21 protein-coding genes and 1 pseudogene are annotated in these 26,634 nt (G+C 64.9%); 4 read left to right on the top strand and 18 right to left on the bottom strand.

The genetic code is table 11. The annotated features are described in order from the left end of the window. From APH33_RS11645 to mnxG, 9 genes are all read right to left on the bottom strand, one after another. A complete protein-coding gene (locus tag APH33_RS11645; protein WP_054885280.1) occupies positions 1 to 792 on the bottom strand; it encodes a hypothetical protein in 792 nt (263 codons plus the stop codon). Beyond that, positions 776 to 2,458: a GspE/PulE family protein gene (locus APH33_RS11650; protein WP_054885281.1), complete on the bottom strand. Its 1,683-nt coding sequence runs from the start codon at positions 2,456 to 2,458 to the stop codon at positions 776 to 778. Before APH33_RS11650 ends, APH33_RS11645 begins: the two co-directional genes overlap by 17 nt. Before the next feature lie 60 nt (positions 2,459 to 2,518). Continuing rightward, entirely contained in the window at positions 2,519 to 3,052 is a 534-nt protein-coding gene (locus APH33_RS11655) for a response regulator (protein ID WP_054885282.1), read from the bottom strand. A gap of 237 nt (positions 3,053 to 3,289) precedes the next feature. Beyond that, the gene (locus tag APH33_RS11660; protein WP_054885283.1) at positions 3,290 to 3,931 is read right to left on the bottom strand and encodes a SurA N-terminal domain-containing protein; all 642 of its coding nucleotides are present in this window, start codon (positions 3,929 to 3,931) and stop codon (positions 3,290 to 3,292) included. A 12-nt stretch (positions 3,932 to 3,943) separates the two neighbouring features. Further along, a complete protein-coding gene (locus tag APH33_RS11665; protein ID WP_054885284.1) occupies positions 3,944 to 5,458 on the bottom strand; it encodes an ABC transporter substrate-binding protein in 1,515 nt (504 codons plus the stop codon). Between the two features lie 149 nt (positions 5,459 to 5,607). Continuing rightward, positions 5,608 to 6,243, bottom strand: coding sequence for an SCO family protein (locus APH33_RS11670; RefSeq protein ID WP_371263250.1), 636 nt, complete (start codon positions 6,241 to 6,243; stop codon positions 5,608 to 5,610). A gap of 23 nt (positions 6,244 to 6,266) precedes the next feature. After that, the gene (locus APH33_RS11675; protein ID WP_054885286.1) at positions 6,267 to 6,923 is read right to left on the bottom strand and encodes an SCO family protein; all 657 of its coding nucleotides are present in this window, start codon (positions 6,921 to 6,923) and stop codon (positions 6,267 to 6,269) included. Further along, positions 6,920 to 8,908 carry a cytochrome D1 domain-containing protein gene (locus APH33_RS11680; RefSeq protein ID WP_054885287.1) on the bottom strand — a complete coding sequence of 663 codons (1,989 nt, stop codon included), beginning with the start codon at positions 8,906 to 8,908 and terminating at the stop codon, positions 6,920 to 6,922. The genes APH33_RS11675 and APH33_RS11680 overlap by 4 nt, the downstream gene beginning before the upstream one ends. Before the next feature lie 18 nt (positions 8,909 to 8,926). Beyond that, positions 8,927 to 14,770 carry a manganese-oxidizing multicopper oxidase MnxG gene (mnxG, locus tag APH33_RS11685; protein ID WP_054885288.1) on the bottom strand — a complete coding sequence of 1,948 codons (5,844 nt, stop codon included), beginning with the start codon at positions 14,768 to 14,770 and terminating at the stop codon, positions 8,927 to 8,929. A 164-nt stretch (positions 14,771 to 14,934) separates the two neighbouring features. Here mnxG and APH33_RS27650 point away from each other — a divergent pair. The 3 genes and pseudogenes from APH33_RS27650 to APH33_RS11695 all read left to right on the top strand — a co-directional run. After that, positions 14,935 to 15,118, top strand: a pseudogene (locus APH33_RS27650) (hypothetical protein); the annotation flags it as partial. A 212-nt stretch (positions 15,119 to 15,330) separates the two neighbouring features. Further along, positions 15,331 to 15,618 carry a hypothetical protein gene (locus APH33_RS11690; protein WP_054885289.1) on the top strand — a complete coding sequence of 96 codons (288 nt, stop codon included), beginning with the start codon at positions 15,331 to 15,333 and terminating at the stop codon, positions 15,616 to 15,618. Positions 15,619 to 15,702: 84 nt separating this feature from the next. Further along, on the top strand, positions 15,703 to 16,317 hold the full coding sequence (locus APH33_RS11695) for a Yip1 family protein (protein ID WP_054885290.1): 615 nt from the start codon (positions 15,703 to 15,705) through the stop codon (positions 16,315 to 16,317). A gap of 18 nt (positions 16,318 to 16,335) precedes the next feature. Here APH33_RS11695 and APH33_RS11700 read toward each other — a convergent pair whose 3' ends face one another. The 5 genes from APH33_RS11700 to APH33_RS11720 form a co-directional block, all read right to left on the bottom strand. After that, positions 16,336 to 16,596 carry a DUF1652 domain-containing protein gene (locus APH33_RS11700; RefSeq protein WP_054885291.1) on the bottom strand — a complete coding sequence of 87 codons (261 nt, stop codon included), beginning with the start codon at positions 16,594 to 16,596 and terminating at the stop codon, positions 16,336 to 16,338. Between the two features lie 214 nt (positions 16,597 to 16,810). Further along, a complete protein-coding gene (locus APH33_RS11705; protein WP_082433565.1) occupies positions 16,811 to 17,722 on the bottom strand; it encodes a DNA-3-methyladenine glycosylase in 912 nt (303 codons plus the stop codon). A gap of 78 nt (positions 17,723 to 17,800) precedes the next feature. Beyond that, positions 17,801 to 18,688 carry a pirin family protein gene (locus APH33_RS11710; RefSeq protein WP_054885292.1) on the bottom strand — a complete coding sequence of 296 codons (888 nt, stop codon included), beginning with the start codon at positions 18,686 to 18,688 and terminating at the stop codon, positions 17,801 to 17,803. A 96-nt stretch (positions 18,689 to 18,784) separates the two neighbouring features. After that, positions 18,785 to 19,660 (bottom strand): alpha/beta fold hydrolase, encoded by an 876-nt coding sequence (locus tag APH33_RS11715; protein ID WP_054885293.1) that lies wholly within the window; start codon positions 19,658 to 19,660, stop codon positions 18,785 to 18,787. 15 nt (positions 19,661 to 19,675) lie between these two features. After that, complete coding sequence (locus tag APH33_RS11720; protein WP_054885294.1) at positions 19,676 to 20,305, bottom strand: LysE family translocator; 630 nt, start codon at positions 20,303 to 20,305, stop codon at positions 19,676 to 19,678. 138 nt (positions 20,306 to 20,443) lie between these two features. Between APH33_RS11720 and APH33_RS11725 the strand changes: the two genes are divergently transcribed. Then, a complete protein-coding gene (locus tag APH33_RS11725; protein ID WP_054885295.1) occupies positions 20,444 to 20,923 on the top strand; it encodes a GNAT family N-acetyltransferase in 480 nt (159 codons plus the stop codon). A gap of 15 nt (positions 20,924 to 20,938) precedes the next feature. On the opposite strand, the gene APH33_RS11730 is transcribed toward APH33_RS11725, so the two are convergent. Genes APH33_RS11730 through APH33_RS11745 form a run of 4 tightly spaced genes read right to left on the bottom strand, consistent with a single transcriptional unit; the run spans position 20,939 to position 26,479 of the window. Beyond that, positions 20,939 to 21,868 carry an aliphatic sulfonate ABC transporter substrate-binding protein gene (locus APH33_RS11730; RefSeq protein ID WP_054885296.1) on the bottom strand — a complete coding sequence of 310 codons (930 nt, stop codon included), beginning with the start codon at positions 21,866 to 21,868 and terminating at the stop codon, positions 20,939 to 20,941. Between the two features lie 3 nt (positions 21,869 to 21,871). Beyond that, positions 21,872 to 22,915 carry an L-glyceraldehyde 3-phosphate reductase gene (gene mgrA / locus APH33_RS11735; RefSeq protein ID WP_054885297.1) on the bottom strand — a complete coding sequence of 348 codons (1,044 nt, stop codon included), beginning with the start codon at positions 22,913 to 22,915 and terminating at the stop codon, positions 21,872 to 21,874. Between the two features lie 8 nt (positions 22,916 to 22,923). After that, on the bottom strand, positions 22,924 to 24,246 hold the full coding sequence (locus APH33_RS11740) for an LLM class flavin-dependent oxidoreductase (RefSeq protein ID WP_054885298.1): 1,323 nt from the start codon (positions 24,244 to 24,246) through the stop codon (positions 22,924 to 22,926). 28 nt (positions 24,247 to 24,274) lie between these two features. Beyond that, entirely contained in the window at positions 24,275 to 26,479 is a 2,205-nt protein-coding gene (locus tag APH33_RS11745) for a TonB-dependent receptor (RefSeq protein WP_082433567.1), read from the bottom strand. Positions 26,480 to 26,634: the final 155 nt, after the last annotated feature.

Consider the following 26,634-nt stretch of genomic DNA (forward strand, 5'->3'; position numbering starts at 1 on the left):
TCAGGCCACCGCCCGCCACATGGCGCACAGCGGGTCGCTGTCGCCAGCGGGCTGGCACAGCTGCACAGCCGCCAGTTGCGGGACGTCGCCGCGCCCTGCGGCATGCAGGTACACCCGTGGCAGTTGCTCGCCGTACAACTCGCAGGTGCGTTCGATCAGCGCCTGCAGGGCCTGGTCGCTGTCAGCGCAGCCCTGGGCCAGCACCTGTTGCCAGGCACCACCAGCGGCCAGCAGCAGTACGCTGCGGCGTGGTTCGGCGAGCACGAACAGGAAGTCGCCCTGCTCCAGCTGCGCCGAGCAGCGGTTGTAGGCGGCCATCAGGTAGGGCTGCACCGAGCGCAGGCTCAGGCGGTTTTCCCGTCCCAGGCTCTGCAGGCCCAGCAGCAGGGCTTCGGGGAGCGCGGTGGCGATACGTGCGGCCCCGGCGGGCTCCGGCGAAAGGACGATGCGCCAGTCACCGAGCGACTGGCCGTAGAGGTGCTCGAAGCAGGCCCGGGCGTAGGCATCCAGCTCGCGAGGCTGGCCGATGGCATCGCTCCACGGCACCAGGCAGAAGCGGCTGTAACGCGCCGACAGCAGCACGCGCAACGGGGCGCTTTTGACGGCGTGTTCGGCCAGCAGTGCAGCCAAGGCTTGCAAGGCCGCTTCCCAGGCCGGTTGCGCGGCTTCGCAGGTGAATGCGCGGCTGCCAAGCCACTGCGTTTGTTTGCCGCACGAGCGACCCAGGCCGACCCCGTCAGCGCCGAGCACGGCGCTGTACTTGTAAGAGCCACGATCAGATGAATGTGACACGGTTGATCTCCTCGAGTGTGGTGCGGCCATCACGGACCAGGTCCAGGGCCGAGGCACGCAGCAGGCGCAGGCCGCGTTGGCAGGCCAGCTGCTTGATCTGCGACAGGGGGCGGCGTTCGACGATCATCTGCCGCAGGTCGTCGTCCAGGTGCAGCAGTTCGGCAATCGCGCTGCGGCCGCGGTAGCCGCTGCCACGACACTGGCCGCAGCCCTGGGCGCGAACGAATGTCCAGCCGCTGACCGCTTCGCGGGTCAGGCCCGAGGCGGCCAAGGCTTGGTCATCGACCTCGCACGGTGTGCAGCAGTGCGGGCAGGCCAGGCGGATCAGGCGCTGGGCCAGCACCGCGTTGAGAGCGGAGACGAAGCTGTAGGGGTCGACCTGCATCTGGCTGAAGCGGCCGATCACATCGAAGACGTTGTTGGCGTGGATGGTGGTGAACACCAGGTGGCCGGTCAGCGCCGACTGCACGGCGATCTGTGCGGTGTCCGGGTCGCGGATCTCGCCGACCAGGATCTTGTCCGGGTCATGGCGCAGGATCGAGCGCAGGCCACGGGCAAAGGTCAGGCCTTTCTTCTCGTTGACCGGAATCTGCAGCACGCCGGGCAGCTGGTATTCGACCGGGTCTTCGATGGTGATGATCTTGTCCACGCCATGGTTGATCTCGCTGAGCATGGCGTACAGGGTGGTGGTCTTGCCGCTGCCGGTGGGGCCGGTGACCAGGATCATGCCATAGGGCTCGCAGGCCAGCCGGCGCAGGGCGCACAGGGTTTGCTCGGCAAAACCGAGGGCCTGTAGCTGCACGCCGCTGACGCGGTCGGACAGGTCCTGCTTGTCGAGCACCCGCAGCACCGCGTCCTCACCAAAGATGCTCGGCATGATCGACACACGGAAATCGATCTGCCGCTCGCCGATGGCGACCTTGAAGCGGCCGTCCTGGGGAACGCGTTTTTCACCGATGTCCAGCTCGGCCATGACCTTGATGCGCGAGATCACCTGATCGGCGAAGGCGCTGCCACTGGCCTTGCCAGCGCCATTGAGCACGCCGTCGATGCGGTACTTGATGACCAGGCCTTGGCCAGTCATCCCCAGGTGGATATCGCTGGCGTGCTGTTTGAGCGCGTCGTACAGGGTCGAGTTGACCAGCTTCACCACCTTGCTCTGGTCTTCGCTGATGCTGGTCAGCGACAGGCGTTGCAGCGGGTCGCTTTCACCGCTGGTTTCCGGGCCATGATCGAGGGCATCGACGGCGTGGAAGCTTTCTTCGTGGCGGGCCAGAAAGGTGGCCAGGTCGGCAGCGTGGGCCAGGTACAGCGGCGCGCCTTGCAGGTTGTCGTCGATCCAGGCCAGGCGGGCATGGTCGAAAGGGTCGGCGAACACACCGATCAGTTGGCCGTCCTGCTCGATCATCACGAACTCGTGCTTCAGGCACTGGGCCAGGCTGACCGTGTCGAAGCGCGCAGTGCTGGCCAGCAGTAGCTGGGTAGCCAGCACCGGGTAATGCAGGGTCAGGCCAAGGCGCTGGATGAAGCGGTCGGGGGTGTCGTTGGCCAGGCGCTCCAGGCAGTTGAGCAGACGCTCGTCGCCCGCTTGCAGGCGGGCCTGGGCCAGGAGGTCGCGGGGGTAGGCGCTGTACTTGCCTGCACCTGTATCGAATACGTCTGCCATGGCCTGCGACTCCGCTCAGGGGCGCGTCGCGGGCTGGCTTGGCCAGGGCAGCGGGCGCCGCTATTCCCCGGTGAGCAGTTGTTCGTCGTCAGGTCCTGGGGGCTTGGCGCCATTACGGCGGCGATCGGCCAACACCCAGCTGCCATCGTACAACTGCAAGGGGAACGATTCGTTCCTGTTCTGGCGTCGTTCGACAAACCCTTCGGCTGGATCGTCAGTGGCCCTGCGCCGGCGCTCGATGCCCATCAGGTCGAAGATCGCGCGGGCCAGTTCGGCCAACGGGAACGGCTTGAACAGGACATGACTGACGCCAAGTTCGGCAGCTCGCTCACGGACTTCGGCAGTCGGGTGAGCGGTGATCAGCACGAAATGGCACTGCCTGTTCTTGCGCACGGTCTCCAGGAGTTGAAACCCCACCATGTCAGGCAAGCGGTAATCCAGCACAATCACCTCCGGTGCCAGGCTTTGAGCCTGCTCGATACCGCTGGCACCGTCGTGGGCGACGTGAACTTCCAGGCCTTGCGCCTGCAGGTACGCTTGCAGGTTTTGCGCAAGGGTCTGTTCGTCATCGACTACCAATACTTTCTTCACCAAGGTCGACTCCCAAATACTGCCCGGTTACCCGGGTTGCGAAGTGCGGCCTCGACAAGGCTAGAGCAGGCTTCGTGCCAGGCATGAATTGTCTTCTCGCACCACTGTAAGTCTTTGATCCCACTGGGTTGCAGCACACCCCACGACGCAGGCGCAGGCCTTGTTCCCCACATCCGGGGAAACTGATGGCACTTTGCCAAAGCGCTATTCCCCAGCTTTGGGGAAACCCGTTCAAGGGCGTCAGTCAGCGATCTCCACTGTAGCGGATTCGCGCAAACGTTGGCGCACGGATTGGCGCGCCTGCGCCTGCAACTGGCCGATGAGCGCAGCCTTGGCCAGTTGCAGGGCTGGTTCGGGTATGACCAATGCACTAACACTTTGGTTCTGCGCTCCTTGCAGGATTTGCCGGTTGGCCTGGTAAAACGCCGCAACTTCGGCCTGGCTGGGTTCGTCTACCGCGCTGAGCTGAGCGTACACCCGCTGCGCGGCCAGCTCGCGGCGCATGTAATCAGCGTACTCTGCGCGATCGAATCCTGCATCTGCCAGGCGCCTTGCGAACAGTGCCGGGCTGGCGAAGGCTGCTTCGACTTCGCTGACTTGCGCTGATACCTGCTCATCACTGATGTGAATACCCTGGCGCTGGGCTTCCTGCCAGAGCAATTCCTTGTCGATTAGTTCATCCAGTGCTTGCTCGCGCAGGCGCTTGTACAGCGTCGGATTACGAATGCTGGCCACTGCCCTGCCCTGTGCCTGCAGATATTCGGAAAAATAGCGCTCAAGGCGCAGCTGGTCGATAGTCACGCCGTTGACCCGCGCAGCGGGTACGTCGGCCCAGCTCGCCTTGGCGGCCACCAGCAGCAGGCACAGCAACAGGAATCGCATGAGCACCTCCGTTCAAGGGCTGTCCGGCAACGGCCGGTACGGTGCGACGGCGCTGAAGCGCGGCCCGGGCAGCGCCACCGCGACGACATGGGCGCCAGCCATACCCTGGCGCCTGCCGGGGCCGAAGCCCAGCGCCGGGGTCAGGCCGGTATCGACATCGTGCAGGCGCTCCAGGGCGCCCACCAGCCGTTCGCGGCTGGCGTCGCGCCCCATCTGCTTCAGGGCTTCCGTCAGCAGTTTGAGGGCACACAGGGCGTTGACCTGCAGCGACGCCTGGCGTGGGTCGAGACCCTGGCGCTGTTGCAGGCCAGCCAGGCTCGCCATGCCCTGCTCGGTCCAGTCATCGGGCAAGAACGGATAGGCCAGGAACAGCCGTTGCGACCACTGCGCTGGCAAGCTGGCCACCGCTACCGCCACCTGGCTGGAGGCGGCGAGCAGGTATGGCGCACGCCCTTCGGCGTGCAGCGCCTGGGCTAGCGCGGAGAAGGCCTGGGCGCGACCGACGAAGACGATACCCTGGCCATCGACGGCCTGGCCGTCGAAGGCCAGGATCGGTGCGGGCGTCCAGCCTTGCTGGAGCAGGCGTTGGCGCACCTGCTCGGCCAATGCCGCCTGATCGTTGCCGGCATACACCACGCGCAAGCCATCTGGCGGCAAGCCGAGGGCGCCCTTGGCATGGGCTGCCAGGCTCAGCAACTGGCTGGCGACACCCGGCAGCGGGTCGAAAATCAGAGGGCTGCCGCCGCTGCGTGGCGTGCTGCCGATCAGCGGCACGCCCCGTTGTTCGAGCAGTGTCGGCAGTTGCTGATCGAGCATGGGCACCAGCGGGGTGATCAAGGCGAACACCTGCTCCTGGTCCAGCAGGCGCTGCAAGGCGTGCTCGGCACTGGCCGGGTCGGTGTCAGCATCGGCGACCACCAGCTCCAGGCGTCGCCCATGAATGCCACCCTGCTGGTTGATCTGAGCCAGGCCATCCTCCAGCACGGCACGTACCACATGCCCGGCTTCAGCCAGTGGGCCACGGGCCGGGAGCAAGGTGCCCAGGCGCAGCACGCCTGCTTCCACCCCGGGGTCACGTTCATCGCCCAGGCGTTTGAGGTAAGCCGTAAGGTTGCGCTGGTCAGCCAGGGTCAATTCGAAGCGCGGCATGGCGGGGTCCAGTCGCTGCCCCGCGGGGTCGACGCCGTGCTGGATCGCGCGGGCCAGCGTGCCGTCGCGGTAGGCCGGGTAGCGGCGACCGTTGCTTTGTCGCTCGCCCTGCCCGAGCGCCAGGCGTTGCCAGTCGAGGCTGGGTGGGCGTACCCCGCCTTCGGCGCGCCCACGCCCGTCAAGCCCGTGGCAGCTGGCGCAGGGCAGCACGCTGGCGGGCACGCTCATGTCGCTGGCACCGACCCGAGCCATCAGCTGTGCGTCGCTGCTCGAGACCCCTTGCCGATAGAGGCGCTTGCCGGCCTGTTCATTGGCGGTAAGTTCCAGCGCACATGCTGAGCCGCCAATTACCCCAAAAAGGATGAATCCCAGGAGCATGCGGGCCCTTGTAGGAGCGGCCTTGTGTCGCGAAAGGGTCGCGCAGCGGCCCCAGTGAATCAGCATTAATGCACGAATGGCCGGGGCTGCTTTGCAGCCCTTTCGCGACACAAGGCCGCTCCTACAAGAATTGCGCAATTCCATGGCGGCTATCGCCCAGCCAACGGTTGCGCCAGCAGCTGCATGCGCTGGGCGATGGCCGCAGGCGGTGCATCCGGGCGGATCTTGCTCCAGCGCTTGCCGGCCACGTCACCGGCAATCAGCTGCGTCGAATGCTGCTCGGGGCTGGGCAGGAACTGGCCGATGCGCCCCAGCACCAGGTCGACATCAGCCTTGTCGCCGGTGAGGAACAGCCAGTTGGCGCTGTCCACGCCTTGCTTCTCGGCAAAGGCCTTGAGCGCTGCCGGGTTGTCGTTGAGCGGGTCGCTGCTGATCGACACGAAGGTCACCTGGCTGGCCAGCGCTGGCCCCATGGCGTCGCGCACCTCACGCAGCTTGCGGGTGATCAGCGGGCAGGCGTCGGTGCAGCGGGTGAATATCACGTTGAGCATGACCACTTTGTCTTTGAGCACATCGCTGTAGAAGCGCAGCTCGCGGCCGTTCTGGTCCTTGAGCACGGTGTCGGTGAACCACGCCTGCGCATCGCGGGTGCCTCCACCGCTGGTCATGGCCGGCGGTGCCGGTTGCGGGCTGGGCCCCTGTGGCCCATGGCCCTCATGGGCAAACGCTACCGCGCTGAGGATCCACAGCACGGCCACCAGGGCCAGCCAGTCAGTGCTGCGCATCGTGGTGTGGCGGGTTGTGCTGCTCATGGCTGCACCTCACTGCGTTCGGCGATGGCGGTGCTCTTGGCGTGGACGCGACGAGCACTCAGGCGGTTGATTTCTTCGACCAGCACGGCCGGGTCGGTGAAGCCGTAGTAGCGGGTCCAGTGGCCCGTGCGGCCGTCACCCACCAGAATCAGCGGCGGATGCTGGCTTAGGTCGGCACTGAAGCTGCCGAGGCCCTTGAGGGTTTCGGTGACTGCATACTGCGAGCCGGTCAGCCAGCTCCAGCCCGGGCCATGCTGGAAGGCTTTGGCGTAGCCCTGCAGGCGCTTGGCGTCGTCACGTTGCGGGTCGACGCTGATCGACACCAGCTGGATCTCCTCGCCCACCCGCCCCCCCAGCTGTTGCTGGACCTTGCCCATGATCGACGACACCACCGGGCACACCGTGGTGCAGCTGGTGTAGATGAAGCCCATGATCACCAGGCGCTCGCCCACCAGGTCGTGCTCCAGGCGCACCGGCATGCCGTCCTGGTTGAGCAGCGGAACGTCGGCAAAGCGCACGCTGGCCTTTTCCTGGTGGGCCATCGGCGGCGGCCCGGCGTGGCCTTCGTGGTCATGGCCGGCATGGGCCAGTGCCAGGTTGCTGGCCAATGCCAGGCTCAGGGCAAGCAGCTGGAAAGAATGCTTGGCGTTCATCGCACATGCCTCACTTCGGTCTGGGAAGCAGTAGCCGCTGCGGCTGGCAGCACGCGCAGGCTGGTGTAGTTTTCTTCGGCGAACGAGCGCCCGAGCGATGGCGATTGCACATGCAGGTACCAGGCGCCGGCTTCGGGCAAGGTCAACGCCGCCTGGTACACGCCCTCACCCACCTCTTCGAGCGGCAGGTTGCGCGGCAGCGAAGACGGCGCCAGGAAGTAGCGCAGGGTCAGGTCGCCCAGGCCCAGCCGTGGCCGACCGTCGTCGCCGACGATGCGTACCTTGGCGGTGAATTCCGTTTGCTGCGCCATGGGCTGGTCGAGGCCGATGAACTCGGCATGCGCCCCCCGGCGCTTGCTTGCCGCTGGCGCCGCGGCCACCTCGGTGCTGAAACAGTGGATGATCTGCGGCTGGTTGAGCAGAAAGGCCACATCGAACCTGCCTGCCGCCGGCATCTTCACCGTCGAGCCATACACGCCGGGTGCCAGCTCACGCAGGCTGCGGTCGATGACCAGGGTCGCGCGGGCCTGGTGACCACGGTTGTTGTAGCCAGACATCGGGGCGTTCATGCCCTCGGCGTAGAAGTAGGTGGTGTTGTCCACCGGGTTGACCACGAATACCGAATTGTCGTCACGCGACACCGCCAACCCTTGGGCCAGTGGCAGGTCGCCGGCCTGGCGGGGCGCCGCGGGGCCGGCTTCGAAACCCTGCACGATCGGCTGGCGCCCTTCGCCCAGGCTGCTGAGGTTGATCATGCTGACCTTGGGCGAGGCCAGGCCGCGGATGTAGGCATAGCCTTTGGTGAAGGTCAGCTGATACGGTTCGGCCGCCACCGGAACCCGATGGATCAGCTTGTCGGTACTGGCATCGATCACCAGCGCCTGGTTGTCCAGGGTGTTGAGCACGATGCCATAGCGGCCATCAGCGCTGAAGCGCATCGGCCCGAGGCCTTGCTCGGCCTTGACGATGTGGCGCAACTGATGGCTGCTGGCATCGATCACCCGCACCGTGCCCTCTTCGCCGTCGGTGACGTAGACCGCCTGGGACAAAGCCGAGTAGGCCACCGACAGCGGGTGCGGGCCGACCTCCAGGGTTTTCACCAGGCGCATCTGGGGGATGTCGATGATGCTCAGCGTGCCGCCGTCGCGGTTGCTGACAAAGGCGTAGCGTGAGTCGGCGCTGAAGGCGATTTCGTGGTGCCCGGAGCCGGTGGCGAATGACTTCAGGGTGCTGCGCGCGGGAACGTCGATTACCGTGACCCCGCCTTTGGCCGGGTCGCTGCTGTTGTTGCCGACCCACAGCCGGTGCTGGTCCGGCTGCAGGGCCACGCGGACCGGTGACTCACCGGCCTCCAGGGTGGCCACGCGGGTGAAGGTCTCGGTATCGATGACTGCCACCTGGCCACGCTCCGGCATCGACACGAAGACCTGCTTGTCGTCGCCGGTGGCCGTCCAGTCCATGGGCCGGCCCGGCAGGTCGATGCGCGCCAGGGTACTGGTGATGCCGCCCACCGACACGGTCGGATCGATCACGGTCAGGCTGGCGTCCTTGTTCAGCACCAGCAGAAAGTAGCTGTTCAGGTCGAGCAACGGGCGTGCACCGATGCTGCTCTTGAGGAACAAAGCAACACGGGCCTTGCAGCTCTGGTCGCGGTTGCCGCCTTCTGCCGGTGCCGACTGTGCCGGGTCGATCCAGGCCCCCGGCGCCATGCCCGACAGCGGCTGGCCGCTGGCCTGGTCGGTGACTTTGAAGCGGATGTTGGCAAACGCGCCTTCACGCACGTCGCCGCCGGCCAAGGGGCGCGCCTCGAACTCCACCGTCACGCCGTCGCGGCTGAGCCGGTGCAGCGCCTGTGGGTCGTCAGGCTCCTGCAGCAGCTCGCGCGGGTCGCACCAGAGCTTTTCATACGCCACGCCCAGGCCGATCAGCGCCGCACCCAGCATCACCCCCAGTACTGCAGGCCGAGTCTTCTTGTTCTTGTACATGCTCGCGCTCCCCTACCCTTACTGGCTCGCCGCAGTTGCCGGCGGCGCATCGTTGGTCACCCGCAGGATGCCCCACAGCCCCGAGAGGTTGCCGTAGGCGGCATAGTCGCGGAACAGATAGTCGCCGGGCACTGCGTTGGCGCCACCGGCACTGGGCAGCATGAAGCTGAAGTGCGCGGCCGGCAGCACGCTTTCCTGGGCGCCGATGTACATGCTCATCGGGTTGTTGGCAAAGCGCACCGAGCCGATACCAGGCAGGTTCATCGGGTAGCCATCAGAGTCGTTCTTTTCGGCCTGGTATGCATGCAGCGGCCAGACATGCCCATCCAGCTGGTAGACCATGCCGCGGCTGCCACCGCTGGGCATGACGATGTGGTTGCGCACCGGCTGGCCCGGCCTGGCGTACAGCACCGGGGTCAGCGGGTCGCCACCGACCAGGGCATTGGCGTAGGCCATGTGGGCGTTGGGCACATCGGCGAAGCCCAGGCCGTTGGCGTGGCCGAACGGCGAGTCCGGGGCCATGCCGAAGCGCAGCCACAGCGGTTCGGTGCGGTAGTTGACGGCCATGTTGCCGTTATCCTGCGGGTCGCCCGCCGCACCATTACCTTCGGCGTTGATGCCTTCCACCGGGCGACCATCGGCCCAGCGCATGTTCAGCGCGCGCTGCCAGACCGTGACGAAGTCGCGGTAGTCCGGCTGGCCGGTGACCTTTACCGTGGCCTGGGCGCGAGTGGCCGTGTCTTCGCTCCAGGTGGCGGTCTGCGGCAGGACACTCATGGCACCGACCAGGCCCTTCTGCGGTTGTTTGATGAAGTCCGCCGGGGTCAGGTTGAGGCCGCCGAACTCGATCGCCGTGGTGTTGATGTTGTCCACCGAGCGGCCCAGTTGCAGTACCGGCTTGCCTTCACGCTCCAGGTGGCCGGCGTAGTACTGGTACACCTTGCTCGGGTAGGCGCCACTGTTGCCGACCCGGGGCGGTACGGTCTGCACCGGGTTGAGACCAACGTTGGCACCATCGGACCTGGTGATGTCGTAGGCCAGCAACTGGGCGTGCAGGCCGACATGGCTGGACGGGCGCATCAGGTTGTTGGCAAAGGCGGTGGCGCCTTCGCTGTCGAACCGGTCACGCTTGACCACGTTGTGCATCACCGCGGTGCTGGGCAAGTCCGGCATCACCTCGGGCAAGCGGTTCTCCAGGGTGATGCTGATGCAATCGCCAGCGTTGGCCCGCAGGATCAGCGGCTCCACAGGTACGCCGGCTTTCAGCTTGCCGGTGCTGGCATCGAGGTCGGCCTTGCGCACGTACAGGATGGCCGTCGGGTCGTGCAGCGGCGCACTGTGGCCACCGATGCTGAACGGCATGCCGTCCTCGGGATCGACACCGCTCACCAGCGGGATGCTGGTCTTGCGATTGTTGAACACCAGGGTGCCGCCGTTGGCCTTCAGCGGCCCGCCGACATGCTGGCCGATACCGGCGATATCGTTGATGGCGACGCCGTTGCGGTTGTCGAGGATGTCGTTGGCCAGCGCGGCGACGATCTCGTAGCTGCGCTTGACGGTGGCGCGGGTACCAATGCCATTGGGGTTGGCCGTGGTTTTCGGGCAGATACCGTCGAAGTTGACGGTGTTGCGCATGGCCACCGGCTGCGGGTTGTTCGGCAGCGGGAACAGGTCGGCACGCTGGGCGGTGTAGTTGCGCATGATGCCCCAGATGCCGTTCCAGTAGCCTTCCAGCGCTGCGTCCAGCGAATACAGGTAGTCACCGTTGGTGGCGGCGGAACTGGAAATCATCGACACCGGTGCCAGGAAGCCAAGCTGCTCGGATATGCCGATCATCTGCGATGACTTCCAGCCCGAGTTGGAGCTGTTGCCGAAGCCGGAGCCATTCTGCAGCCATTTCACGCCGTGCAGCGTCACGTTGTGCTCCTCTTCATGGCCGCCGGCATGCATGCGCAGGCGCACATTGTCGCCGCTGTAGGTGCGCAGCATCGGCGTGAACGGGTCGCCCGGCTCGCTACCGCCGCGGTTGATATGCGGTGGGAATAGCGTGGTGCCACCGGTTGGGCCGACCGCCGAGGTGATCGCCGAAGGCGCCAGGTTCATGGCCGGGATGGCGCGGTCGGTGCGGGTCTGCAGCGCGTAGCTGAGGTCACCGCCAAGGCCCTCGGCCTGCATGCCGCGCTTGCCGTCCGGGCCGACCTTGTTCGGGTCGAACACGCGCAGGGCCAGCGGTTCGTTACGGTAGTTGACGACGAACATGCCAGGGTCATCCACCGAGATCGCCTGCGGGCATGGCCGGCTTGGGCAGCCCGGATTGATGCCGCCACGTTCTTCGACGATGGCTTCCAGCAGGTTCGACGCCTTGCCGCGTACCGGCGGGTTGATGGCGTAACGGAAGCTGTCGGCAGTGGCCGGGAACGACTGGGCATTGGGGATGCCATCCGGGCCGGCACCAACATATACCCCCGCCTCGTAGGCATGCTGGAAGTCGCTGTACTCGAGGAAGAACTCGCGGTAGCTGTCGTTCTTGCCGTCACCGTCGTTGTCGCCGGTGTGGATCACCGCTTGCCACGAAGTCGGGCCGCCATCCTGGCGGGTGGCCGGGTTGTACAGCTTCTCGCCAGTCTCGGCGTGGTACCAGGTGGAACCGGCCGGCTCGGCCAGCACGGTGGCGTACAGCCCGAGTTGCTGGTGGGTCGATGGGCCGAGGTGATCGTGGGTGAAGATGGTGCCCAAGCCACGGTCGACGTTGAACACGTTGACCAGCGGGTCGGCGAACCAGCGCTGCATGGCGGTGCGCGCGCCCAGCCAGTCGGCCCGGCCGAAGCGGCCGAAGTACGGATGCTGCTTGGCTTTCGGGCAGGCAGCGGTGCCGTCGCGGGGGTCACCCTCGGTGCAGTTGTTGAAGGCACGGATGGCCTGCACGCGCTCGACCACACTGCCGGGCGAGAGGATGCCATCTTCGTAGTTCCAGCCGTTGGCCGAACCGTCGGCAGCGGTCAGGTCCCACTTGGGCAGGTGGATGTGCTGGCCGATGACATCGGTCGGGGTGCGCACCTGGTAGTCGTCCATTTCATAGAACGACGGGATCAGGTTGGTGTGCTGGTACATGGTGCAGTCGAAGGTGTTCATGCGCATCACCAGTGGCTCTGGCGGGCGCTGCTTGGTGATCACTGGCCAGGCGTCTTCCCACAGGGCGATGATGCGCGCCTGCGGGAAGTGGTAGCCGACCTTGTTGTACACCGCGTCGAACTGGATGTTGGCGCCCTTGTAGATGCGCGGGCGATCGGCAGTGAAGGCAGACGCGCCACGGAAGTTGATGCCGCTCAGGCTTTCGCCGCTGAAGAATTCGCCCGCGCCCGAAGACTGGGTCAGGCGTTTGCCACGGTCATCCATGCACGGTTCATAGAATGGGGCGCCTGCGGTCGGCAGCGCGCCGTTGGTGCGGAAGGCCTTGGGCACCGGTTGGCTGCCAGGGACCAGCGCGTAGCTGGGGTGCTCGGCTGTGGCATGGAACTGCATGGCGGCCTGCTCGACGTCGGTACCCTCTTCCGGCAGGTAGATCGGCCTGGCCCGGTGCACCACCTTGGAAAAATCCAGTTTGGTGGTGGTGGTAACGGCTTCGCCGCCAGCGGATACACCGTCCAGCGCATGGCGCCCGAGTCCACCGTCCCAGCCATCGACCTGGTTGGGGTCGAGGTTGGCCCACAAGGCTTTGCCGCTGTCCTTGAGCTGCCGGGCCAGGGCCGGGTCGAGCATGTCCAGTGGCGGGGTTGGCGGGCGGTTGCCGACGCTGCTTTCCATGCCGCCGATCCAGAACGGGTAGCCCGGGTTCTTCAGCGTACCGTCGGCATTGCGGTTGGCCTCGCTGCGGTCGACCAGGGCCAGCGAGCCGATCGCCTTGGCAGCGCCAGGCTGCTGGGGGTGGTCGTCATCACCTTCGCTTTCAGGGTGGTCATCGTTGTTGGCGACCGTCTGCCCGGCAGCGAGCTTGGGCACCACCACCACCTTGCCAGGCATCGGCGCCATGGCCTTGCCTGGCAACGGCACAATGGCCGGGATTGGCGTGCCGGCAACGATCTCGCCATCTGGCAGTGCCCGGGCGCCCGCCGCTGGCTTGCCGCTGCGCAGTGCGAACGGGGTGCTGTGAAAACCGTTCTCGCCCTGCCCGCTGACATCCAGCCGGGTGCCTTCCTCGAACACGTCATGCACCCGCCACATGGCCCACATGCCTTGGGCGAAATGCGGGTAGAAATGGCAATGATAGATGGCATCGCCAGCCACCCGGTTGCGGTTGCCCGAGCCACCGTTGGCGATCTCATAGGTGTAGCCGACGCCGGCACCGATACCCTGGGCATCGATGTAGTCGGAATTGTCGTCGTTGGGGTTGAACAGCCACTGATGCCCGTGCAAGTGGAAGATGTGCTGCTCGTGACCGTTGTGGGTGTTGCGGAACTTGGTGAAGTCACCAATGTAGCTGTGGTGCACGTTGGCCGGTTCCGCCGGGTACAGGGCCATGCTGGCCTTGACCCCGGTGGCGCTTGCCGGCGGCACTTCGCCGGGGCGGATATGTTCGAGGCCGACGTTGGCCGGCACATCGACCAGGGTGCCGATATCGCCCACGGTGTGCGCACTGAGGAAGAACTCTTCGTAGGCGCACGACAGGCAGTCATGCATCGGCCCCACGCCCAGGCGGTTGGCGACCACCTCGGCGCCCATGCCACCGGAGCCATAGTTGATCATGAACGCGTCGCGCGCCGGTTCCAGTACATGCCCCATCACCGGGTCTGCCCAGTAACCAGGGAAGGCCTGGGTGCCGGCCACCTCATCGGCGAACTGCGAGGCGAAGTCGCGAAACGCCTCGAGCCGGTTGGGCAGCGCCGGGTTGCGCTTGCCGATGCTTTCCAGTGGGTAGGTGGACTTGGGGAAGCTGCCATCAGGGTTGGGGCCCATGACGATGGCGTCGGTTTCGCTGCTGAGGATCTGGTTGCCGTCGATCATCGCGATGATCGGCTTGCCGGCCTTGCCCTCGGTGATCCAGGGTTCGCGCTGTGGATAGCGGGCCTCATAGTCGATCACCGGCTGGCCAGCGGCGGTGCGGCCGGTGGTGGCCAGGCGCATTTCTTCTTCGGTCAGGGTGTTGCGGTAGGTTCGCCCGCCTTTGGGGACCACCACCACCTGGCCGAACAGGCCGTTGGCGACATTGCCGGCAGCCCCTTCGCCGCCAAAGGTGGCGGCTTTGCTGGTAGCGGCGAACGCCCCTTCGCGTTCGGCAAACAAGGTGTAGCTGCGGGTGCTGCCGGGGCTGACCAGGAAGTTGCCGTTACGGCCGGTGTTGGCAGAGATGTCGGCGATGCTGTTGACCGCCTGCATGCCGTTGACCTGAAAGCCGACCATGCGCTCGGCGACTTGCTCGTCGGCGACGAAGCCTTCGGCAGCTGGGTCTTTCGGCAGTTCGAGGCCTTCGACTTGTTCCGCCTCGATGCCATGCTTGTTGGGGTTGGCCCGGTAGTCGAGCAGGTTGGTGAGGTTGACCGTGAGGCAGTCGCCGGCGGCCACGCGCAGCACGATCGGCCGTGGTCGCTTGTCTGGCCGCAGGGTGACCTTGCCCGGCACTGCGGCACCGCCCCTGCTCAGCGGGACCTGGCGGTCATCCACCACATCCTCGCGCAGGGCGAAGATCATGCCGTTGGCGTTCTGCGCACCCAGGCGGTTGAACATCAGCGGCTGGTCCAGGGCTACCACGTTGGCCACCAGGGTGCGTTGGCACTGCACGGCAGCCTCGCTCTCGCTGGTCGCTTCCCAGCCAAACAAGGCCAGGACAAGTGATGTCAGGACGGGGCCTTTGGACGAGATCGACATGCTGCACCTCCGGGACGCAGGAACACTGCATAGAGGGCAGCAAGGTGTGTGCCACAAGGAAATAACTTGCTATTTCAGTAAGTTAGCAATGGAAAAGGACCAATTTGGGGAGGATCCCCCATGGAAATTCCCCGAATCGGGGGGATGATATGCATTGTCGTTTCGGTGAAATGCAGGGCAAGAGGAACTGGCAACTGCCGTTCTGGGCCGTGCTGTTTCCTTACAACCTTTTGCCTAGCTATCTGCTGGTACGTCATCTGCCGCCTCTTCAATGTACGAGCAGCACCTGCGCCACCCGAAGCGTTTGAAGAAGTACCTGTTCAATCCACCAGGCTTGAACGCAGATGATTCACTGCAAAGCGGCTGACTGACGAGGCGCCGGGCCACGCGGCCCTTCGTCGGCCCACTGCAAAAAAAACCGTGAAACCCCATGAAACAAGTTGAACATACAGCTCCGGTAAGCTTCCAAAAGATGATACGTGCCATCCTTTTGCCAGGAGCCTGCCGCCAATGCCTACCCAGTCTTCCCTTCCGTGCCAGCGCCCAGGAGCCCTGCGGCCATGAAGATGCCAGGCCGTGCGCCCAATTCCAGCCTGCAACTCGACTACGTCCGTGACACCCTGTTCGGCCCGGTCGCCCTGAGCGTGGAATGCCAGTGCCAGCTCGCCCCTCTCAATCTGCAGGGCCGCCCTGGCCTGCGACTGCATATCTGTCCACCCTTGCCAGACAAGGTCGAGCGCGCCCACAGCGTGGCGTTCGTGTGGGACGGGCGCAGCTATCACGGCGTGGTCCGCGATCAAGGCAAATGCGGCGATGGCGGCCTGAACCTGCTGCTGGAACTGCAATAAGCCGATCAACGGCCAGATGTCAGGCTGAACCTGATACAAGCGGCGGATCTCCATAACTACAAGGCTTGCCTTCTGGAGATCGCCATGAACAGCCCGTTGCTCAAGCTCTTCACTCGCCCCTCCGACGCCTGGATCGACATCCGCCGCGCCGAAGAGGACCACCCGCAACAATACCTGCCGCGCCTGCTTGCGCTGGCGCTGGTCCCTGCCCTGTGCCTGTTCGTGGGTACCACCACCTTCGGCTGGAGCCTGGCCGCCGAAGACCGTGTGCGCCTGAGCATGGCCAGCGCCGCGCAACTGGCCGGGCTGCTGTATGCCACCACGGTGGTCGGGGTGATGCTGATGGGGGTGATGATCCGTTGGATGTCGCGCGGCTTCGATGCGCAACCGACGCTCAATCAATGCATCGGCTTTGCCGCCTACTGCGCAACGCCCTGGTTCTTCGCCGGCGTCGTTGGGCTGGTGCCGATCCGCTGGCTGGCACTGCTGGCGCTGGTCGCCGCGTCTGCCTATGCCACGGTATTGCTGTACGGCGGCTTGCAGACCTTCCTGCGCCTGCGCAAAGAGCAGGCCATGCTGTTTGCCAGCTGCGTATGGGGGGTGGGGTTGCTGTTGCTGGTGACCATCCTGGTTTCGATGATCCTGTTCTGGAGCCACGGGCTGATGCCTGAATACGTGCGCCCGGCCAGCCTCGGCTGACCGGTACGCATCGGCTGCTCAGGCGATGGCCCTGAGTGCCGCCGGGTGGCTGTCCCGCAGGGTGTGCAACTGACCGACAAGATTCACCAGGTCGCGACAACTGTTCAAGCTCTGCAATGAGACCCCGGAGAGGGTCACGCCCTCCTCCAGGCTTTGCCCTTGACCCAGGCGAATGGTCAGGGTGGTGCCGTCCGGGCAGCTGACTTCGCAGCGGTCGGGCAGGCAAGCCTGCTCGATGATCTGCCGCATTTCCAGCATCGAAACTCCTATCAACGACATAGTACGACCCTCTCTGTACTGGATGGCCTGTTGTGTGTGAGTACGCCTTTGGCAGGCAGGGTGCCAATTGATATTGCGCATGCCCAAGCGGCCGTCCATGCGCTGGGGCAATGATCGTGCGAGGAATCACTTAGCACCTTAGTGGAAGAACGGCGGGCAGCACCGCTCGTTCGATCGGATGCTGGCACTTCACGACAGGCGGTCGCTGAACGGACTATTTGTCGCCCAGGGACGCCCATAGATGCTGCGCCGCATAAGCGCGCCAGGGGCGCCAGTCCTGGGCACGTTCGGCCAATTGGGCGTCGGGCCCTTCCAGCAGACGCAAGGCTTTGACCAGCGCTACATCGCCCAGCGGCAACGCATCAGCGGCGCCTGCCTGGCGCAGCGCCAGATACAGGGCGCTCCAGGGGCCAATGCCTTTCAGCCGGCAGAGGTTGGCCAACAGCGGCTCCAGGCCCTGGCCCTTTCGCAGCAGCTCTGGTTCTGCCAGCAGTGCCCGCGCCAATGTACCCAGGGTGGCAGCGCGTGCCCGGGGCATGCCCAGGTTTTCCAGGTCGGCGTTGGCGAGCACGTGCGGCGTCGGAAAGACATGGGTCAGGCCATCGGACGGCTGACGAAGTGGCTGGCCATGACGCGCCACCAGGCGCCCGGCCAGGGTCATGGCACCCGCCACGCTGATCTGCTGGCCAAGCACCGTGCGCATGGCTTGCTCGCAGGCGTCCCAGCCCTGAGGGACGCGCAAGCCCGGGCGGGCGGCGAGCAGCCTGGCCATCAAGGGGTCGCGACACAGTTCGGTGGCGATGCGTGTCGGGTTGGCGTCGAGGTCGAAGAAGCGGCGAATTCGGGCGATCAGGCTGGGGACAGCGGCGGCAGGCACGCCGCTGAGTTGGATAAACAGGCGATTGCCACTGGCGGGCCGGGCTTCGAGTACACCGTGTTTGCCAGCCACGGGGAAACTGCGGCGATAGGTGCCAGCGCTGAAGGTTTCGATGCCGGGGATGCAGCGCGCGGCCAGGAAGGCCTGGGTCGAAGGCCAATGGTAGGGCGTGGGGTAGCGCAGCCACAACGTGTGCTGGCCGAAGGCATTGAACGAGCGGTGAACGGCGTGCAGTCGGGACAGAGGCATCGCAGCATCATGCCAATATTTGCAGGGTTTGTACCGGCCTGTTCGCGGGCACGCCCGCGAACAGGCCAGTACAGGCAATCAATGATCCAGGCCAGCCCCCTCGCCCGCCATCTGCCCAAAGCGCCCAGCGTGGAAATCATCGAACGACTCGGCAATCTCCGCCTGGCTGTTCATCACGAACGGACCATAACCCACGATAGGCTCATCGATCGGCTCACCGCTGAGCAGCAGCAGGCTGGTGCCTTCGAGCGCCTCGATCGCCACATCCTCACCACCGCGTTCCAGCAACACCAGGCTGGCCGGGCCGGCTTCGCGCTCGCCGTTGACCCGCACGGTACCGCGCAACACCACCAGAGCAGCATTGTGGCCGTCGGCAATCGGCAGTTGCAGGCTGGCACCCTCTTTCAGGCGCAGGTCCCACACATCCATCGGGGTAAAGGTCCGCGCGGGGCCAGCATGCCCCTGATAGCCACCGGCGATGACCCGCAGGCTGCCGGCATCGCCTTCCAGTTGCACCACGGGGATATCCGTCGACAGCAGCGTCTGGTATCCGGCAGCCGCGCGCTTGTCACGCGCCGGCAGGTTGACCCACAGCTGCACCATCTCCAGCGAACCGCCACTGCGGGCAAATGCCGGTGAGTGGAACTCTTCATGGATGATGCCGTTGGCAGCGGTCATCCACTGCACGTCACCAGGGCCAATAAGGCCACCGGCGCCGGTCGAGTCGCGGTGCTCCAGCTCGCCCTGATAGACGATGGTCACGGTCTCGAAACCACGGTGCGGGTGCTGGCCGACACCGCGTTGCGTGCTGGTCGGGCTGAAGTCGTACGGGCCGGCATAGTCCAGCAGCAGGAACGGGCTGATCTTGCTGGCCAGGTTGTCATAGGTGAACAGGCTGCGCACCGGGAAGCCATCACCCACCCAATGGGCGTGGGGACTGCGGTGGATACCCAGGATCTTTTTCATGAGAAGTCTCCTCTCTTGGCTGGGTTAACCTTACCAATGAGACCAATAAGCCGGTAGCCAGTTGAAATGGCACTCATCGTTCCACCAACAGAACAATCATTCTGCTTTCAGATAGCCCAGCACCTTTTGTGCAGCCATGGCCGGGTCTTCCTGCATGAAACAATGCCCGCCAGGCACCTGGCTGGCGCTGACTGCAGGGTTGAGGCGGGCCAGGCGCTGCACCGAATGCGGCACGAAGGGATAAGTGTGTTCGCCATGCAGTGCCAGCGTAGGCGTCTGGATGGAAACCAGTTGCGCCCACATGCGCGAAGGGAACGAGCTGAAAATCTCCACTTCGCGGCTGGGCCGGCATTTCAGCACCACCCCCTCGCCGCAGTCCCCGATTGCGTGCTCGACATACGCTTGCAGCGCCGCGTCGGTCCAGCCCTTGAAGATGCCACGCCCGTGCAGCGAGGCCCGCGCCGCGTCCCGGTCCGGCCAATGGCTGCGGCGGCTGGCGGCCTTGCGCGCCAAGGCATGCCGGCGGTGCAGGCCTACCAGCGCAGCGGCGCCCATCACGCCGATCATGCGCCGGCTGAACAGCACCGGATCGAGCAGTACGGCGCGGGCAAACAAGCCCGGCTGGCTGGCCAGCATCAAGCCGGTCAGCACGCCACCGAAGCTATGCCCCACGGCGTACCGGGGAACCTCGCCATATTCACCACGACCGGCCTCGAAGGCCTCTACCGCCAGCGCGGCGGTACGGTTCCAGCCGCGGAATTCACCGCCATGGTCGCTGTCACCATGGCCCTGGACATCACAGAGCCAAAGATCGAAATGTTCGCTCAGGCTCAGCAGCAACGGCTGGTAGGCCAGGCAGCAGAAGCCGTTGCCGTGCAGGAAGTGCAGCAAGGGCTTGCCGCTGACTGGCGAGCGCCAGCCACGCAGGGTGAAGCCTTCGGAGCTGTCATGGGACCAGGGAATCAACTGCATCGGGTACTCAGAGGGTCATGAAAACGCCGATTCTACAAACAGCAGCGGGTAGAGTGATATCACCAGCAGCAAGGCCATCAGGACATTGAACAGCATCAGCCAGCGCGGGTTCTGCAGCAGGTTGCGCAGGGCGCTGCCGAACATCACCCAGACGCCGACGCTGGGCAGGTTGACCAGGGCGAACAGCGCGGCGATGACGATCACATTCATCACGTAACCCTGGGCGGGCGTGTAGGTAGTGATTGCCCCGACCGCCATCACCCAGGCCTTGGGGTTGACCCACTGGAATGCCGCCGCCCCCCAGAACCCCAACGGCTTGCGCGCGCTCGGCGAGTCAGCGCCGAGCGGCCCTGAGGTGGCGATCTTCCACGCCAGGTACAACAAGTAGGCCGCACCGGTGTAACGCAACACGGTGTACAGCACTGGCCAGGCCTTGAACACCTCACCCAGGCCCAGGCCCACCGCCAGCACCATGACCATGAAGCCGACGCTGATGCCCATGGCATGCGGGATCGAACGGCGCACGCCGAAGTTCACGCCCGAGGCCAGCAGCATGGTGTTGTTGGGCCCAGGAGTGATCGAGGACACGAAGGCAAACAGCACGAAGGCGGTCAGCAGGTCGGCAGAGGCAAGCATGGCAGGCATTCCAGAAGTATTGCAGGAGCTGTCACACTAACGGAGTCGCCTTACCCTGCGACCGGTACAGCTGCATTAAATTATGCACATACACCTTACTGTACCGTTCACCACGCGCACCCTCAGCCAAGCACAAGGAAGCCCTGCATGAGCTTGACCATCCGCCCCGCCGTTCGCGCCGATGCCGCGCAGATTCTCGCCTACATCACCGAGCTGGCGGACTACGAGCGCGCCCGTCACCAAGTGGTCGCCACCCTGGCCGATATCGAGCACAGCCTGTTTGATGAGGGCAGCACCGTGCACAGCCTGATCTGCGAGCGCGGTGGCCAGGCCATCGGCTTTGCCGTGTACTTCTACAGCTACTCGACCTGGCAAGGCCGCAACGGCATTTACCTGGAAGACCTGTACATCACCCCTGAACAACGTGGCGGCGGCGCAGGTCGGGATGTGCTGCGGCACATCGCTCGCGAAGCCGTGGCCAAAGGTTGCGGACGCTTCGAGTGGAGCGTGCTGGACTGGAACGAGCCCGCGATCGGTTTTTACCAATCGCTGGGCGCCGAACCGCAAGCGGAGTGGGTACGCTATCGGCTGGAGGGCGACAGGCTGTTGCAGTTCGCCCAGGGCTGAGCTTCGGTCAGCACGTCAATCCTGACGCCAGACCGCTCCGGCAATGTCGACCCGCTTGGGCAACAGCCGGTTCTCGAAGAACAGCTGCGCGGTGCGCTGTTGCGCGGCGACGATTTCCTCGCTCACCGGTATCAACGGCGATGCCGGCCGATGGCTGAAACTGCGCCGTACCACCTCCTCCGGCAGCCCCATGAACTGCGCCAGTACACGGACGCTACCGGCCTCGTCACTGCGCGTCAGCGCCTCAGCCTCGGAGATCTGCGCCAGCAAGCGCTTGATGAAATCGCCATTGGCTTCGACATAACCACGCGCTCCCAGCATGAATGGCCCGATCAATCCCAGCCCCTCGCCATCCCCCAGCAGCCGTGCCTTGCCTTCCAGATCGATGGCCGAATAGTACGGGTCCCAGATCGCCCAGGCATCGATGCTGCCACGCTCGAAGGCTGCCCTGGCGTCAGCCGGCGCCAGGTACACCGGTTGCACGTCGCGCATGCTCAAACCCACGCTGGCCAGGCTGCGCAACAGCAGGTTGTGGGCGCTGGAGCCCTTCTGCAGCGCGACACGCTTGCCTTTGAGCTCAGTCACCGAAGTGATCGGGCTGCTTTTGGGTACCAGAATGACTTCGGCCTTCGGCTTTGCAGGTTCGGCGCCGATGTACAGCAGGTCTGCACCGGCGGCCTGGGCGAAGATCGGCGGAATGTCCCCGGTGGAACCTATATCGAGGCTGCCAATGTTCAGCGCTTCGAGCATCTGTGGCCCCGCCGGGAATTCGATCCATTGCACATGTGTACTGGCGAACCGCTGTTCCAGCAGCCGGTGCTGCTTGGCCAGCACCAGGCTGATAGAGCCTTTCTGATAGCCGATGCGCAGTGTCGCGGGGTCTGCGGCATGAACGGCACCGGCCAGCGCCAGCAGTACGAGCGCGGCAAAGCGTAGTACGCGCATGGCTCACTCCTTCCAGTCGGTCGAGGGCTTTTCCCACAGGTTGATCCCGCCTTCAACGGCATGGCGGTCGATTTTGGCGAGCTCTTCGAGGCTGAATGCCAGGTTGTCGAGTGCTGCAACATTCTCGGTGATCTGCTCGGGCCGGCTGGCACCGATCAGTGCCGAACTCACCCGCGGGTCGCGCAAGGTCCAGGCCAACGCCAGTTGCGCCAGGCTCTGCCCGCGGCGACGGGCAATCTCGTTGAGCGCACGGGCGCGTGCCAGGTTGGCCTCGCACAGGTGCTGCGGCAGCAGCGAGCCGCCACCGGGGCGGTTGACCCGTGCATCAGCGGGAATGCCATTCAGGTACTTGTCGCTGAGCAGCCCCTGGGCCAGTGCGGTGAACACGATGACACCGGCGCCCAACGCCTCGGTAGTGTCGAGCAAGTCCTGCTCGATCCAGCGATTGAACAGGTTGTACGAAGGCTGGTGAATCAGCAGCGGGACCTTCAACTCGGCCAGCAGCGCGGCGATCTCGCGGGTTTTGTTGGCGGAATAGGAAGAAATGCCGATGTACAGCGCTTTGCCCTGGCGCACGATATCGGCCAGGGCGATTGCGGTTTCCTCCAGCGGCGTTTCGGCATCGAAGCGGTGCGAGTAGAAGATGTCCACATAGTCCAGCCCCAGACGCTTGAGGCTCTGGTCAAGGCTGGCGATCAGATACTTGCGTGAGCTGCCGCCCTGGCCGTAAGGCCCCGGCCACATATCCCAGCCGGCTTTGCTGGAAATGATCAGTTCGTCGCGGTAGCTGCGCAGGTCTTCTCGCAGAAGGCGGCCGAAGTTGCGCTCGGCACTGCCATAGGGTGGGCCGTAATTGTTGGCTAGGTCGAAATGGGTGATGCCGGCATCGAAGGCCGTGCGCAGCAAGGCACGCTGGGTGTCGATCGGCGTCGCATCGCCGAAGTTGTGCCACAGGCCCAGGGACAGGGCCGGCAATACCAGGCCGCTGCGGCCAACGCGACGGTAGGGAATGCGCGCATAGCGCTCAGGGTTAGCAATGTAGCTCATGGGTGACCTCACTCGGCAAAATAGGGATTGGCGGGCCGCTGCAGGCCCAAGTGCTCGCGCAGGGTGTGGCCCTGATACTGGCGCCGGAACAGGCCCCGGCGCTGCAACTCGGGCACCACCAGGCTGGCGAAGTCTTCGAGCCCCTGCGGCAGGTGCGGGACCAGCACATTGAAGCCGTCGGCCGCGTGGCCTTCGAACCAGGCCTGCAGCGCATCGGCGATCTGCGTCGGCGTACCGATCAGGCTGTAGTGCCCTCGCCCGCCAGCGATGCGCCGTCCCAGCTCGGCGAGGGTCAACTGCTCCTGCCCCGCCAGTTCGGTCAGCAGTCGCTGGCGGCTGCGCTGGCCATCTTCAGTCAGTGGCAGTGCCGGTAGCGGGCCGTCCAGCGGGTAGCCGGACAGGTCGAAGTTGCCGAGCATGCGGCCGAGCAAGGCAACCCCCACACGGGGGTCGACCAAGTCCTGGAACTGCTGGTACTTGGCCTGGGCTTCGGCGGCACTGCGGCCGACCATGACGAACACGCCCGGCATGATCTTCAGTTCATCGTCGCGACGCCCGTAGCGGGCCAGGCGCCCCTTGAGGTCGGCATAAAACGCCTGGGCGCTGGCCAGGCTGGGCTGCGCGGTAAACACCACCTCGGCACTTTCGGCAGCCAGCTCGCGGCCAGCTTCGGATGACCCGGCCTGGACCAGCACCGGTCGGCCCTGGGGTGAGCGAGCCACATTGAGCGGACCGCGAACCCGAAAATGCGCACCCGCATGGTCGATGCTGCGCACGGCCTGCGGCCGGTGAAACTCGCCGCTGGCCTTGTCCCGGACGAAGGCGTCATCCGCCCAGCTGTCCCACAAGCCCTGCACAACCTGCTGGAACTCGCGGGCCCGGGCGTAACGCTCGGCATGGGGAATATGCGCATCGCGGCCGAAGTTGCCGGCCTCGGCGGCGGCGTCGGATGTCACCAGGTTCCAGCCGGCACGGCCGCCCGAGAGATGATCGAGCGAGGCGTACTTGCGTGCCACATGGTAGGGCTCGTTGTAACTGGTGGTGGCCGTGGCGATCAGGCCAATGCGCTCGGTCACCATGCTCAGCGCCGAGAGCAGGGTCAAGGGTTCGAAATACACCGACCGGGCGCTGCGACTGGCCAATGCATCACTGGCGGCGGCAACGCTGTCGGCAACGAATAGCGCGTCGAAGCAGGCCGCTTCAGCGATTTGCGCAGTGCGCCGGTAGCTGGCGAAGTCCAGCGGGTCGGCGGGCACATCCGGGTGACGCCAGGCGGCGACATGGTGGCCGGTGGCCATGAGAAAGGCCCCAAGGCTCATTTGACGACTCATGCTCTGTCTCCTTGCAGTGCTCGCACAGTCAGAAATCCTTGCGCAGTTGAACGCCGAAGTAACGCCCGTCATCACGCGGCACGGCCCGGTAGATATAGTCGCCGCCACTGGCCAGCATCTGCGCGTAGGACTTGTCACCCAGGTTTTTGCCCAGCAACGCCACGCGCCAGCCGTCGTTGTAGTCGGCCAGGGCGATGCTGGCGTTCCAGATGCCATAAGCGCCCTGCACGGTGTCCGGGTTCTGGTCCAGGCTGAACTGCACCGAGTCCTGCCAGCTGTAGTCGCTGGCCAGTTCCACATCCAGGCCGTTCTCCAGCGGGATCACGTAGTCGGCGCGCACATAGGTCTTCCAGTCCGGCGTGAACGGCAGGCGGCCGCCGTCGATGTTGCAATTGGCCGCCGCCCCGACCGGGCAGTTGAAATGATCGACCCGCGCCTTGGTGTAGGCCGCAGCGGCGGAGAACTTCAGCTGACGAGTAGCCTGGAAGCTGGCATCGAGCTCGACGCCCTGGGTCTTGACCTTGCCGGCGTTGACCAGCCGGGTCACCACCTGGTTGGCCACGGTGTCGAAGAAGTTGGCCTGGTAGTTATCGTAATCGGTGTGGAACACCGCCAGGTTGGCCATCAGGCGGTTATCCAGCGCGGTGCCTTTCAGGCCGACCTCGTAAGCGTCGGATGTTTCCGGCTTGAGCGCCTGGGTATCACGCGGTTGCATGTTGAAGAACACGTTGTACGCCGGCCCCTTGTAGCCGCGCGAATAGGTGACGTAGCCGGTGAGGTTGTCGTTGAAGTCGTACTGCAGGCCGGTACGGCCACTCCAGCCGTCTTCGTCCACCGAGCCGGAACTGGCGGTCGACGGCTGGATGCCGGTGACCGCCGTGGCTGAAGTCGATACGCGACGGTGGTCGTACTCCAGGTCATCATGGGTCCAGCGCAAGCCGAAGATGGCGCGCAAATCGTCGGTGAAGTTGAAGGTGTTTTCACCAAACAGCGCGACGCTGTCGTTGGTCGTCGAGTAATCCGCCCTGCCCGTATTGGCCACCCCGCCGTTGACCGAAAGCCGCTGATAGGTCTCGTTGGAGGTGCCGTGCATGTAGAAGGCGCCCAGCACGTACTCATTGAACTGCCCCTTGGGCGACGTCAGGCGAAACTCCTGGCTGTACTGGTCATAGTCCACGGTGCCTTTGTCATGGGAAGCCGTGACCGGCAATAAAGCGCGGCGGTCACCATCCTGGTACTGGGTGTTGTCCCAGCCACGCCAGGCGCTGATGGAGGTCAGCGTGTAGTCGCCCAGCTGCCAATCGAGCTGTGCCGACAGGCCCTGGTTCTCGTCTTCGACGTGGGTCTTGAAGTCACTGTTGATGTCGCGGTTGTGCGCACTCGGCGTAACCGGGCGCAGCTGGTTGGCGATGGCCGTGCTGGCACTGGTGATCACCCCGCTGGGCAAGCTGTCCTCGCCTTTCATGTAGTCGGCGATCAGTGTCAGGCGCAGCTCATCGCTGGGCTCGAACTCCAGCTTGCCTCGGGCGCCCTTGCGTTGGTAGCCATTGACGTCGTGGCCATTGGCGACATTTTCCACATTGCCGTCGTAGTCGCCCCACAAGGTGCTCAACGAGCCTTTGAACTGCTCGTTCAGGCGGCCACCGATGCCGAAGCGCAGGCGGTTTTCGTCGCCACCGCCGAAGTGCGAATAATCCACGTAGCCTTGTGTCTGTTCAGGGATGGCCTTGCTGACCACGTTCAGCACGCCCGCCGAAGCATTCTTGCCAAACAGCGTACCCTGCGGGCCGCGCAGCACTTCGATACGCTCCAGGTCGAGCAGGTCGAGGGTGGACTGACCGGGGCGGCCGAACACGACGCCATCGACCACGGTCGCCACGGTCGGCTCGACGCCGGGCGAGGTGGAAATGGTCCCCACACCGCGAATGAACAACGAGGTGTCCTTGTTCGACGCGCCGGCGCGGTAATTGAGCGTGGGTACCTGCTGAACGATGCTGGCGACGTTGTTGCGATTGTCACGTTCGAGCTGTTCGCCATCGACCACCGAAACGGCCACCGGCACCTCCTGCAAGGTCGACTCGCGGCGGGTGGCGGTCACGGTCACCGCGTCCAGCGACGTGGCCTGCGGCGCGGGTTCGGCCGCTTGCGTGGGTTGGCCGATGGCAGCCAGCAATACAGCGGCGGCCAGTGGTTGGCGTTGCTTGAACGGGATTGCCTTGCGGTGTTTGTGCATGATGCGACTGCCTTGAAAGACCAGACCATGGCCCGCACGGGGGCCGACACGGGTAATGCTGTGGGTGTCTGGTCTCGCTCGTGCGAGTGGCAGGCGCTTGCCAACAGCCGCGCTTGTTAGCGCTAACATCAACAAGTATCAGAGGCGCATACTTA

Origin of the sequence: Pseudomonas sp. NBRC 111130 (assembly GCF_001320485.1) — a bacterium.
Taxonomy (GTDB): domain Bacteria; phylum Pseudomonadota; class Gammaproteobacteria; order Pseudomonadales; family Pseudomonadaceae; genus Aquipseudomonas; species Aquipseudomonas vlassakiae.